General features: G+C 59.8%; 8 protein-coding genes. 3 read left to right on the top strand and 5 right to left on the bottom strand.

The genetic code is table 11. From position 1 onward, the window contains the following. Positions 1-120: 120 nt before the first annotated feature. From cysQ to cysD, 5 genes are read right to left on the bottom strand one after another with little or no spacing between them, the layout of a single operon-like run. Positions 121-903, bottom strand: coding sequence for a 3'(2'),5'-bisphosphate nucleotidase CysQ (gene cysQ, locus H598_RS0105925; protein WP_051252469.1), 783 nt, complete (start codon positions 901-903; stop codon positions 121-123). Then, the gene (gene cysC, locus H598_RS0105920) at positions 900-1,499 is read right to left on the bottom strand and encodes an adenylyl-sulfate kinase (RefSeq protein WP_051252467.1); all 600 of its coding nucleotides are present in this window, start codon (positions 1,497-1,499) and stop codon (positions 900-902) included. The genes cysQ and cysC overlap by 4 nt, the downstream gene beginning before the upstream one ends. A 7-nt stretch (positions 1,500-1,506) precedes the next feature. Further along, on the bottom strand, positions 1,507-3,231 hold the full coding sequence (locus H598_RS0105915; protein WP_028112193.1) for an SLC13 family permease: 1,725 nt from the start codon (positions 3,229-3,231) through the stop codon (positions 1,507-1,509). Then, a complete protein-coding gene (cysN, locus tag H598_RS0105910; protein WP_028112192.1) occupies positions 3,231-4,658 on the bottom strand; it encodes a sulfate adenylyltransferase subunit CysN in 1,428 nt (475 codons plus the stop codon). Before cysN ends, H598_RS0105915 begins: the two co-directional genes overlap by 1 nt. A gap of 27 nt (positions 4,659-4,685) precedes the next feature. Then, positions 4,686-5,597, bottom strand: a complete 912-nt coding sequence (cysD, locus tag H598_RS0105905; protein ID WP_028112191.1) for a sulfate adenylyltransferase subunit CysD — start codon at positions 5,595-5,597, stop codon at positions 4,686-4,688. A 334-nt stretch (positions 5,598-5,931) separates the two neighbouring features. Here cysD and H598_RS0105900 point away from each other — a divergent pair, with 334 nt between their 5' ends. The 3 genes from H598_RS0105900 to H598_RS0105890 all read left to right on the top strand — a co-directional run bounded on the left by H598_RS0105900 (position 5,932) and on the right by H598_RS0105890 (position 12,258). Then, positions 5,932-7,605 carry a response regulator gene (locus H598_RS0105900; protein WP_028112190.1) on the top strand — a complete coding sequence of 558 codons (1,674 nt, stop codon included), beginning with the start codon at positions 5,932-5,934 and terminating at the stop codon, positions 7,603-7,605. 109 nt (positions 7,606-7,714) lie between these two features. Beyond that, entirely contained in the window at positions 7,715-10,933 is a 3,219-nt protein-coding gene (locus H598_RS23465) for a DEAD/DEAH box helicase (protein WP_084144345.1), read from the top strand. 131 nt (positions 10,934-11,064) lie between these two features. Continuing rightward, positions 11,065-12,258, top strand: coding sequence for an ISL3 family transposase (locus H598_RS0105890; RefSeq protein ID WP_028112189.1), 1,194 nt, complete (start codon positions 11,065-11,067; stop codon positions 12,256-12,258). The last annotated feature ends 6 nt before the right edge of the window (positions 12,259-12,264 follow it).

Raw genomic sequence — 12,264 nt, 5'->3', positions numbered from 1 at the left:
GGGTAAAAATTTGAACTAACGCAGCAATGGAGACTCTGACCTTATGTAACAAATTTGAACTGAAATTTGTTTCATCATCATCTCCATTATATTTAACCACCTTTTTTAAGGTGGTTTTTTTTATCCGTCGCTGCGAGCGATGAAGTGCGGGTTAAGCACCGAGGCCTTGCCGTTGTAACCCAGCGGCTGGTCATCCAGGGTACGAACGCTGCCTCCGGCCCCTTCCAGCACCGCGTGTGCCGCCGCAATGTCCCACTCGCTGGTCGGGCCCAACCTGGGGTACAGATCCGCCTTGCCTTCGGCCAACAGACACAGCTTTAACGAACTGCCCACCTCAACCAGTGATACCTTGGGATAACGGCTTAACCACTGTGCCAATTCGGCCGAGGGGTGAGAGCGACTGGTCACCACTCTGGGCACCGCGCCGCACTGGCCACCGCTAATGGCCCGCAGACCGGACTCGTCTTCCAGCCAGGCCCCCAGGTCCCGGCCACCACTGTAGAGTTTCCCCAGCGCCGGTGCCACCACCACCCCAAGCAGCGGCACGCCTTGCTCGATCAGCGCGATATTGATGGTGAACTCGCCATTTTCGGCGATGAACTCCTTGGTGCCGTCAACCGGATCCAACAACCAATAGCGTTGCCACTGCCGCCGCAGTTCCCACGGCGCCAAGCCGGCCTCCTCCGACAACACCGGCCAGGGGTTGCCCCAGTCGCGGATGCCCTGAACCAGGGCCTGGTGACTGGCCAGATCCGCCTGAGTCAGCGGACTGTCGTCTTGCTTATAGCGGGTCTGCGGCTGGCCATAATGGGCCATCGCCGCTTCGCCCGCCTGCCGGGCCACCACGATCATCTGTGACAGCAGCAGTTGCTGCTGATGCCGGTCTAAAGGTTCCAGGGTCATGAGGGCAAAATTCCACGTTGGGTCAGATAAGCCACCATCTTGTCAACGGCAGCCTCGGTGTCAAGTTGGTCGGTCCGTATATGGATCTCCGCCTCATTCGGCGCCTCATAGTCGGAATCAATGCCGGTAAAATTGGCAATCTCGCCGGCACGGGCCTTTTGATACAACCCTTTAGGATCCCGCTGCTCACACACCGCCAGCGGCGCGTCCACAAACACCTCAATAAACTGTCCGGCGGGCAGTGCCGCCCGAACCCGCTGCCGATCCGCCTGAAACGGCGAGATGAAAGCCGACAAACACAAGGTCCCGGCGCTGACGAACAGCTTCCCCACTTCGCCGATACGACGAATGTTCTCCTCACGATCGGCGTCACCAAAACCTAAGTCTTGATTCAGTCCCAGCCGCACGTTGTCCCCATCCAACAGAAAACTGTGCACCCCCATGGCAATCAGGCGCCGCTCCAGGGCGTTGGCCAGCGTCGACTTGCCCGAGCCACTCAGGCCGGTGAACCACAATAGGGCACTGCCGTGGCCCTTAAGTTGTTGCCGTTGTTCTGGCGTTACCGCGTGGTCATGCCAGGTCAGGTTGTTGGTCATACTCACCTCAAAATGGAAAAAACAGCGGCGTAGTCAGCAGCACCGCCGCGCTGTAGGCCAGCGACATGGGCAGCCCCAGCCTCAGATAATCACGCTTACGATAATCGCCCAGGCTCATCACCATCAGGTTGGTCTGATAACTGAACGGGCTGATAAAACTGGCACTGGCCCCATAGGCAACCGCCATCACAAACGGCATGGCGCTGACCCCGAAGGCGTCTGCCAACCCCAGCGCCAATGGCAACGCCAGCGCGGCGGCGGCGTTGTTGGTCATCAGTTCGGTCAGAATCAGCGCCACCAGGTAGACCCCGACAAACGCCACCATCACCCCCTGACCATTGAACAGTTGATGCAGCCAGTTGGAAGCCACCAACGCCAGGCCGGACTGCAATACACTGTCGGCGATGGCCAGAGCCCCGGTGATGATCATCCAGATCTCAAATGGAAAACGCTGGCGAACGTCCTGGCCGCTGAGCACGCCGCTGGTGAGCATCAGCATCAGCAGCACCGCCAGCCCGGCAACCAACTCAATGGCTCCGAAAGCACTCAGCGCCAGCACCGACACAAAACCGCCGATGGCGATCCACTCCTGCAACGGGGTCAGGGTGGCAGACAACTGGGCATTGCCAATCACAAAGAAGTTTCGACTGACGCGGGAGTGATCAAACCCCTGCCCCACCGCCAGCACCAGCACATCACCCGCCTGAATCGGGATCTGGCCCAGCTTGCCGGATAAACGTTCGCCCCGGCGTCGCATCGCCACCACCGCCGCATCGAACCGGGCCCGAAACTCTACCGATTTCAGGGTTTGGCCGACGATGGCGGAGGTCGGGCTGACAATCACCTCGGTCAGGGTACGATCCAACTGCCCCTGCGCCGAGGCGAACAGGGTCAGGCCGCGGAACCGCTGCAGCACAGTGACCCGCCGAACATCGCCGCAAAACACCAGCTTGTCGCCAGCCTCCAGCACCGTGTCCGGACTCAGCGGCGAGATCAGCCTCTGCCCCCGAACCACTTCAGCCAAAAACAGTCCCTCCAAGGCGCGCAGGCCGTTGGCCTGCACCGAGCGCCCCACCAGCGGACTGTCCGGTTGCACCTTGGCTTCAATAAAGTAGGGATCCTCCTGCTGCGCCTGACGCGGATGGCGAGGCAGCCAGGCCGACAGCAGCACCAGTAACACCAGTCCCACCGAACACGCCACCAGCCCCACCGGCAAAAAATCAAACAGTGCCAGCGACGGCTTACCGGCCTCCACCAGAAAGCTGTTCACAATCAGGTTGGTGGAGGTGCCCACCAGGGTCAGGGTGCCACCGAGGATGGCCGCATACGACAGCGGTAACAGCAGCCGTGACGGCGAGTGATCCGGGTTGCTGTGCACCCGCCCCATCAAGGCCGCCACCACCGCGGTGTTATTCAGAAACGCCGACGACACCATGGTACCGGCCCCCATTCGCATCAGGGTGCTGGCGTAGGAACGGCGAAACAGGAACTGACTGAGCCAGGCCAGCAGACGGGTCTTCTCGATGCCTGCCGACACCAGCAGCAACAGCAGCAGGCTGATGACCGCCGGATTGGCCGCCAGAGTCAACAGCCGGGCCACGTCCAGCTGCTGCATCAACACCAGGGCGATGGCAGTGCCGCTGAACAACAGCACCGGCCTCAGGCGGGTAAACACCAGCCCGAAGAACATCGACACTGCCAGAGCCAGCAACTGACCATGGATCAGGGTCATTAGCGACGTCCGCTGTCAGCCAGTGCCTTCAGATCCAACGCATTCCAATGAGGGAAATGCTTACGCACCAATGCATTCAGCTCCAGCTCAAAGGCGGAGTAGTCCGCGGTCACGGCCTGAGTGTCGGCCGACTCCAGCACCATGCCCGCGGCAACCGTGCCGTTGCTGATGGGGTCAATCAGGATAAACGAGCCGGTATCACGCTGGTCTCGATAGGGGTCTATCGGCAACGGCTGTTCGGTTTGCAATCGAATCTGGCCGATGGCGTTGAGTGCCAACTGCTCGGTTTGGCGTTCACTCCAATCGTGAATGTCCACCTGATGATCGATGGCCGACACCTTTGCCCGTACCGTGGAGGTGGCCAGCTTCAGGCGATAATCCCGCCCCGGTTGCAGCGGCGTCTCCGACATCCACACCACCCTCGCCGTGAAGCTGTCGGACAGTGGCACCGAATCCGCCGCATGAACCAGCCAGTTGCCGCGGCTGACATCAATCTCACGATCCAGAGTCAGGGTGACCGCTTCACCGGCTTGCGCCTGACTGACGTCACCGCCGAACTGATGGATTCCCGCCACCCGGGCGGTCTTGCCCGATGGCAGCACCTGCAACTCATCACCCACCCGCACCACACCGGCGCTGATGGTGCCGGCAAAGCCTCGAAAATCGAGGTTGGGCCTGGCCACCATCTGTACCGGTAACCGGAACGGCCGCGCCGCGGCTTCATCTGCCGGCAAAGCCTGCTCCAGCAATGCCAACAAGCTCGGGCCCTGATACCAGGGCATGGCCGCACTCAACGAGGCGACGTTGTCCCCTTCCAACGCCGACATCGGCACATAATCGATGCGCTCGAACCCCAGTGATTCTGCCATCTGAGCATACTGCGCCGAGATGGCGTCAAACACCGACTGGTCGTACGCTTTGAGATCCATCTTGTTGATGGCGACCACTATCTGCTTGATCCCCAATAACGACACCAGGAAGCTATGACGACGAGTCTGCTCCAGCAGGCCATAACGGGCATCCACCAGAATAATGGCCAGATCCGCCGTCGATGCACCGGTGGCCATGTTGCGAGTGTACTGTTCGTGACCCGGCGTATCGGCGATGATGAACTTACGTTTGTCGGTGGAGAAGTAGCGGTAGGCCACATCGATGGTGATCCCCTGTTCGCGCTCCGCCTGCAGGCCATCCACCAACAGGGCCAAATCCGGGCGTTCCCCGGTGGTGCCGCTGCGACGGCTCTGTTGGTTCACCGCCTCCAACTGGTCGTCGTACAACGCCTTGGTATCGTGCAGCAGTCGCCCGATCAGGGTGCTCTTGCCGTCGTCGACACTGCCGCAGGTGATGAACCTCAGCAACGCCTTGTTTTCATGTTGGGCCAGGTATTCCGTAACCCGTTGGGTAACGCTGGATGCGTGGGTGGACATAGTTAACTCCTGTATCTCAAACCTGGCCTAGAAATAGCCTTCCATCTTCTTCTTCTCCATCGAGCCGGCACTGTCGCGGTCGATGACCCGTCCCTGGCGTTCTGAGGTCGTCGCCAGCAACATCTCTTCGATGATGCCCGGCAGAGTGTCCGCCTCAGATTCCACCGCCCCGGTGAGGGGATAACACCCCAGGGTGCGAAAACGCACGCTGCGCAGTTGCGGGGTTTCCCCGTCTTCCAGGGGCATGCGATCGTCGTCCACCATGATCAAGCTGCCGTCCCGCTCCAGCACCGGCCGCGGCTTGGCCAGGTACAGCGGCACGATCTCAATCTGCTCGCGGTAGATGTACTGCCAGATATCCAGTTCGGTCCAGTTGGACAGTGGAAACACGCGAATGCTTTCACCGGGATGCACCTTGGCGTTGTAGAGATTCCACAATTCGGGGCGTTGATTTTTAGGATCCCAGCGGTGGTTTTTATCCCGGAACGAGTAAACCCGCTCCTTGGCCCGGGAGGCCTCTTCATCCCGACGAGCACCGCCAAAGGCGGCATCGAAACCGTGCTGATCCAGCGCCTGCCTTAACCCCTGAGTTTTCATGATGTCGGTATGCAGGGCACTGCCATGAACAAAGGGATTGATGGCCATCTCCAGCCCCTGCGGGTTCTTATGCACCAACAGGTCAAACCCGTGTTCACGGGCCATGCGATCGCGAAACTCAATCATCTCCTTGAACTTCCAATCGGTGTCCACGTGCAGCAGCGGAAACGGAATCTTCCCCGGGTAAAACGCCTTGCGCGCCAGATGCAACAGCACCGACGAGTCTTTGCCGATGGAGTACAGCATCACCGGGTTTTCAAACTCGGCCGCCACTTCGCGGAAGATGTGGATGCTCTCCGCTTCGAGGCGATCCAGGTGAGTCAGGGGCTGTGGTTGTGACATCCTTGCGTCCTATTCAACGTTTTTCTGCCATTTAGTGAACGCCACAACCGCGATTTCAACAATTCAACTTCGGACTTTCATATAACCAAAACAGATTAATAGACACAACAACCAATCAAATTGGAATAAGGAGGGAATTTATCGTTCCACCGGGGAGGCAGAATCTGGCCGTTACACTATCCTTAAATCAGGATAGTCGGCTTTTGGTGTGAGCAAAGGCCGAATATTTGACGCAAATAACTGAAGTAACGGAAACAATGCCGCAGTTCGGCCTGACACCACCCCGGTTACACGGATCGTAACCGCCAGCACCGATCTGAGGTTGGAGGCAAGGATGCTCACCGATCGTACCTTTCTGATCATCGATCACTCGACCGATTTTATCGGGCTGGTGCGCTCGATCCTGCTTGATGCAGGAGCCAGCCACCCCAACATCACCAGCACCTCAGACACCCTCAAGGCGCTGCGACTGGTTCGCCAGCACCAGTACGATGCGGTGCTGTGTGGCTTCGACCCGGAGCGGCGGGTCGATGGCGGCCTGATTCTGGATGAGCTTCGCCATCATCAACACCTGTGTGGCAACGGCGCCTTCCTGTTTATCAGCGATGACCACAGTCGCGAAACGATCAGTCAATGCCTGGCCATGGAGCCGGATGACCTGCTGCTCAAGCCGTTCCGCTACCAGGAGCTGGAGCGACGGCTGATGCTGGCGTTGCAGCGCCGCCAACAGCTGTCTGAGCTGCATCAGGCCCTGGCGGATCAAGCCTACGGCGCGGCGCTGCACCTGACCCTGAGGCTAAGACGTACCTTTCCTCAGCACACGCCGTTCCTGGACCGGACCCACGGCAACTGTTTGCTACAGCTACGCCGATTTAGCGAAGCCCTGACCTTCTACCGTCACCACAGCCAGCGCAGTGATAAGGTCTGGCCACGCATCGGCGCCGGCCAGGCGCTGATCGGGCTGCAGCGTTTCGAGGACGCCACCCACATCTTTAATGAGCTGCAGCGCCGCGGTCCGTTTGAACCGGCAGCGCAACAGGGGCTGACCCAATCGGCCCTGCACCAGGATGCCTGTTCCGATGCCCTGAGCGCCATGACCCGACTGCAACGGCTGTGTCCGGCCGATCCTGGCTACCAGGTCATCATCGCCGACCTTCACGCCCAGCAAGGCGACTTCTGTGCCGCCGCCCATCACTATGACGATTACCTGGCACGGGTAAAAGGCAGCCACCGCTTTTCTCCAGAGCTGCAGATCCACGCCAACCTGTGCCGCTTGTTTGCCGCCCTTGCCGAGACCAGCCCGGCCCGGCGCCACAGCCTCATCGCCCAGAGCCTGAAACAGATCGCCCAGCTGAGCCAGGGCAGCGTTTGCCAACCCGGGCTGGAAAGCGGTCTCAAAGTGGCCGCGGCCCTGGCGGCGCTGGTGGAGGGGCAACTGGATCACTGCGTGATGATCATGCAGGTGTTGGGCCCCGATACCCACCCTCACCCCAACTTCTATACCCAATTAAACAGCGCCAAGCTGTTTGCCCTGTGCGGCCTGACGGAACGGTTTGAGCAGGGCATTGAGCTGGCTCGAGTCACGGCCGAAGCGCAGCCGGATCCCACCCTCAGGCTCAGCCAGCTGGCATTGCTGGCCGCATACCGCCAGAACATGCAAGCCCGGCTGACACAAGGAGCACGGTTGGCCGATGTGGCGCTGGGTCACCACAAGGCACAGCGTTACCACCTGGCCTACGAGCGCGCCTGTCGAGCCTTCTTTCTGGTGCCCATGTACCCATCATTGAGCCTGATGTTGCTGGAGCAGGCCTCGGCAGCCCCGCCACCTTGGATGGACAGCGTGACCGCCCGGCAGATGCTGGATGCCGCCCACTGGCTGTACCGCAGCCGCCACAACGAGCCAGCCCTGCGGGAACGGGCAGCCGTCCTGTATCAGCGAGCCATCGCCCACCTGGCCGAGCCCCCCCAGCCGAGCCACTACCAGGATTCCGCGGCGCGCCTGGCCTGAGCCTGTCCGCACCTGCCTTTGTGCACCCCATCATGCAAGTCACTATTAACCCCCCTTGTCAGGGGTGGTATGATGGCCGATTGCACCCTGTTACCCGGCTGATCACTGAATGCTTTTATTCCGTCTAACTGATGTGGAAAACAACTTCGACGACGCGACCTTTAACCGAGGCAAACGCTACTTCGAGGAGGAGATGGTCCTGCAAGCCGAGCTGGGCCCTGGCGGCAACTCGGTCCATGGCACCACCCTGGGCCGACGGGACAACCAGTACGACACCAGCATTGAAATCAAAAAGCGCGGCGACCGCTGCACTCTGGAGAGCTTCTGCAACTGCCCAGTCTCTTCACAATGCAAGCACGCCGTGGCCCTGTTGCTGACCATCTTGGATCAACACCATGGCCACCAGGATCGTTATCAGGCCTGGCTGGAAAAATTCTCTGCCGTCCACCCCCCTAAGCCACAGCCCGCCCCGCCGGAATCGCCGTTGGTGGGCCGCTTTCGAGTGGCACCGTCGTTAACCCGCAACGCCAGCGTCGGCGAGTCGATCGTGGTGGAAGTGGGCAACTGCCGACGACTGAAGCGGGGCGGATTCAGTAAATTTACCGCCAAACAGTTGTTCAACGTTGCCGCTCACTACGGCGATGGCTGGGCCAACGACGATGTGGTCACCTACAGCCGGCTGCTGCTGGCAACCCGGGGCAACACCTGGTATCGCTACGCCCATCTGGAAACGGATCTGGATCGCTATACCTATCAGAAGCTGCTGGATCAGCAGTTGGCATTCTGGGATCAACCCAACCAGACCCTGACCCAGGGCCCGGTCCAGACCCTGAACTTCCGCTGGGAGCACCACACCGATTACCAGCTGCACTCGCAACTGCAGTGCGGCGCGCCCTGGGTACTGGTGCCCTTCTCCCGGCCCTGGTACATCAACCTCGACGACTTCAGCTCCGGGCCGCTGGAGACCGAACTCTCCACCGAGGTGCTGTTCTGCCTGCAGCGACTGCCAGCGCTCCCCAGGGAGCAAGCCCGCCATTTTGGCGACACCATCGCCCTGCAGTTCAATGAACACACCCTGCCGCACCCGATTCAAACCGAGTACCAGCAGATTGAGGCGCCACTGACACCGGTGCTGAAACTGGTGCCCAGCGACGAAGGCATTCAGAGTTTTTTCTGGCTGCAGTACGACCAATTGCCATTGCCGAAAGAGGTCACTCAGCGGCCAACCCAGACCCGCTTTAGCAATGATCACGGCCACTGGCAGATTCAGCGCAACAGCGAGGCTGAACAGGCTGCGGTCGAACTGTACCAGCAACTGCAGCTGTCGGAGTTCGAACACGGCGGCGAGCTGGCCCCACAAGTGGCGTCGGCCGCCTACCTGAAGCTGGCCACCGCCGCCACCGATCTCTCCTTCTGGCAGAAGCTGCTCAGCCAGTTTCAGGGACCGATGAACCAGCAGCAGTGGCAGCTGCAAATTGACCCGTCATTGCCGTTGCTGCCCCATGAAATTCCCGCCTTTGATCTGATCATCGAAGAGGACGACTCCTGGTTTAACCTGGGGCTGTCGGTGGAGATTGACGATCAGCAGGTGGAACTGCTGCCACTGCTGCTGACCTGGCTGGACCACAACAGCGACTGGCGCGGCGATAACAACCCGATTCTGCTGCACCGTGAAGGGGCGATGCCGCTGCGCATCGCCAACCGCAGCATTCGACCGGTGCTGGCAATTCTGGAGGAGCTGGCTAACCCCAGTGGCGATCGCATTCGCCTGCCCAGCCATCAGGCCGGACTGCTGGAACAGCTGCCTCGCCAGGGCCGATGGATTGGCGGCGAGCGCATTCAACAACTGGCCCACAAACTCAACCACTTCAGTGGCATCGAGACCGTCGAGCCTCCCGAAAACCTGCATGCCACCCTGCGCCCTTACCAACAGCAGGGATTGGACTGGCTGGCCTTTCTGCATCAATACGGCTTTGGCGGTGTGCTTGCCGATGACATGGGCCTGGGGAAAACCCTGCAGACGCTGGCGCACCTGCAGCGGCTCAAGCAACGGGATCAACTGCCTCATCCGGCCCTGCTGGTGTGTCCCACCAGCCTGATCAGCAACTGGCGCAGCGAGTCGCAACGCTTCTGTCCGGATCTGTCGGTACTGGTGTTGCACGGCCAGGAGCGCCACCGCCATTTCGATACCCTGGGCGAGTTCGATCTGATCATCACCACCTATGGTCTGGTCGGTCGGGACATCGAGCTGTTTGCCAGCCTCAATTTCAGCCTGGCCATCCTCGATGAGGCGCAGGCCATCAAGACCCCGGGGGCCAAGATCACCAAGGCGGTAAAACAGCTTAACGCTGGCCAACGCCTGTGCCTGACAGGCACGCCGATGGAAAATCACCTCGGGGAACTGTGGTCGCTGTTCGATTTCGTAATGCCATCCTTCCTCGGCAGCGAAGGCCAGTTCAGCCGCTATTACCGCAAGCCCATCGAAAAAGAGGGCAACCTGGATCTGAAGAAGGAACTGCTGACCCGCCTGGCGCCGTTTTTGTTGCGCCGCACCAAGAGTGAGGTGGCTCAGGAACTGCCGGCCAAGACCGAGATGGTGCAGACCATTCCCTTACCGCCTCAGCAGCGGATACTGTACGAAGGGGTTCGAGTGGCCATGGAAGCCCGGGTGCGGGAGTTACTCAGCAGCAAAGGAATGGCCAAAAGCCAGATCGAATTTCTCGATGCCCTGCTGAAGTTACGGCAGATCTGCTGCGACCCACAACTGGTGAAACTGGAACAGGCGGCGCTGGTGCAGGAATCGGCCAAGCTCGACTTCCTGATGGAGATGCTGCCGCCGATGCTGGAGGAGGGACGACGAGTGCTGATCTTCTCTCAGTTCACCCAGATGCTGGCGCTGATCGAAGCGCGGCTGGAGCAACAGGGCATTCCCTTTGCCAAGCTCACCGGTCAGACCCGCAAGCGCGAGCAAGCCATCGACAGTTTCCAGAATGGCGAGGTGCCGGTGTTCCTGATCTCCCTCAAGGCCGGCGGCGTGGGCCTGAACCTGACCGCGGCAGACACGGTGATCCACTACGATCCCTGGTGGAACCCGGCGGCGGAAAATCAGGCCACCGACCGCGCCTACCGCATCGGTCAGGACAAGCCGGTGTTTGTCTACAAGCTGATCTGCGAACAAACCATCGAAGAGCGGGTCATGGAGTTGCAGCAGCAGAAACAGGCGCTGGCAGACAGCATCTACGACAAGGATGCCCAGGATCTTGGCAGCAGCCTCACCGGCGACCAGTTGCTGAGCCTGTTCGATACCCCGCTGCCTCAGCCGGAGTAGCCAACAAAAAGCCCCGCAATGCGGGGCTTTTTTTTGGTTCTTCGCAGATTAGCGGGAACTAGATACGAGAACGGCTGGAAAGGTTATTGTGTAGTCGCCAAACAAACCCAATAACCAACCAGCCGTTCTCGATGCCGAAGCTTACCTTGCCTGTCTCACTGTGGGAAGGGTTTTCCCCCACTCATACTGAGCTCCACCACGACACTCTTACCATCCATTTGACCCCTACGAGCCCCGGTCGATGTCACTGTGGCCAGCCAGTCACTCAGGTCCATGATGTTTCCTCGCGCACTGTCCAGGAGCGAGACATTCTTGGCTATCGCACCCTGCTATCGCTGCCGCTACGCCGACTTCGCTGCTCTGGTTGTGGAGTAACTACCGAGAGCCTCTCCTGGCTTGAACCCCATGCGCGGCAGACCAATCTGCTGATTCATTACATCGAACACTTGCTTAAGCTGATGCCCATCAAGCACGTTAACGAGCTGACTGGTTTGCACTGGCACACCCTCAAGCGCCTGGATATGCGGCGCCTGACCCGAGAGGTGATGGAACCTGACTGGAGCCAGGTGCGGCGTTTGGTCATGGACGAGTTTGCCCTGTTCAAGGGCCACCGCTACGCCACGGTCATCGCTGATGCCGATACCCATCAGGTGCTGTGGGTCGGCGAGGGCCGTAGTCGAGAAGCAATACGGCCGTTCTTCCTACAGTTGGGGGAGCACTGCCAGTACATCGAAGCGGTGGCCATGGATATGAATACCGCCTTCGACCTGGAGGTGGCTATGCACTGTCCAAACGCCGAAGTGGTCTATGACCTGTTCCATGTGGTGGCCAAGTATGGCCGGGAAGTGGTGGACCGGGTTCGGGTAGACCGAGCCAACGAGCTGAAGCAGGACAAACCGGCCAGAAGAAGGGTGAAGCGAGGTCGTTGGGTGTTGCTGAAGAATCGGGAGAACATGACCGGCAAGCAACATGCCTATCTGGAGGAGTTGCTAGCCGAGAACCGGTCGCTGATGGTTGTGTACCTGATGCGAGAGCAACTGAAGGAGTTGTGGTATGCCGACAGTCCCGATGTTGCTCTGAACCAGTGGCAACTGTGGTGGCAGCAGGTCACCGAGAGCGGTATAGAGCCGCTAATCCGCTTCGCCAGGAAGCTCAAACCTTACCTCAAAGGCATCGTCGCCTCAGCGACTTATCGGCTGCATACCTGCAAGCTGGAGGGGATGAACAACAAGATAAAGGTCATCAAACGCATGGCCTACGGATACCGGGATAGCGACTACTTCTTCTTGAAGATACGAGCCGCTTTTCCCGGTAATGCGCGATGAACCTTT

The organism is Ferrimonas kyonanensis DSM 18153 (assembly GCF_000425405.1).
Lineage (GTDB): Bacteria > Pseudomonadota > Gammaproteobacteria > Enterobacterales > Shewanellaceae > Ferrimonas > Ferrimonas kyonanensis.
This window is presented reverse-complemented; position numbering and strand designations above follow the sequence as displayed.